The sequence below is a fragment of the Alkalihalophilus lindianensis genome (assembly GCF_032843265.1).
GTDB lineage: Bacteria > Bacillota > Bacilli > Bacillales > Bacillaceae_D > Alkalihalophilus > Alkalihalophilus lindianensis.
In genome coordinates, this window is the sequence record NZ_JAWJBA010000171.1 from 1 (window position 1) to 298 (window position 298).

Consider the following 298-nt stretch of genomic DNA (forward strand, 5'->3'; position numbering starts at 1 on the left):
TCTGTCACTTGATTGGTCGATTAGAAAGCGCTGAATTTGGACATCCTGTGGTGAGTAAAGGACGATACATTCGCTCTTAAGCCCATCCCTTCCGGCACGACCCGCTTCTTGATAATAGCTTTCCATATTTTTTGGAAGCTGCCAGTGAATGCAGTATCTGATATTCGATTTATCAATTCCCATTCCGAAGGCAGAGGTCGCCACCATGACGGAAGCTTGGTCGGTGAGGAAACGTTCCTGTTCACGGTTCCGTTCTTCATCCCCCATGCCGGCATGGTAGTGGGCCACGTTGATATTT

The 298-nt window shown here is 48.3% G+C and carries 1 protein-coding gene; it reads right to left on the reverse strand.

The annotated features are described in order from the left end of the window. A partial coding sequence (locus RYX56_RS21805; RefSeq protein ID WP_317124044.1) for a helicase-related protein occupies window positions 1–298 on the reverse strand: 298 nt, incomplete at both ends.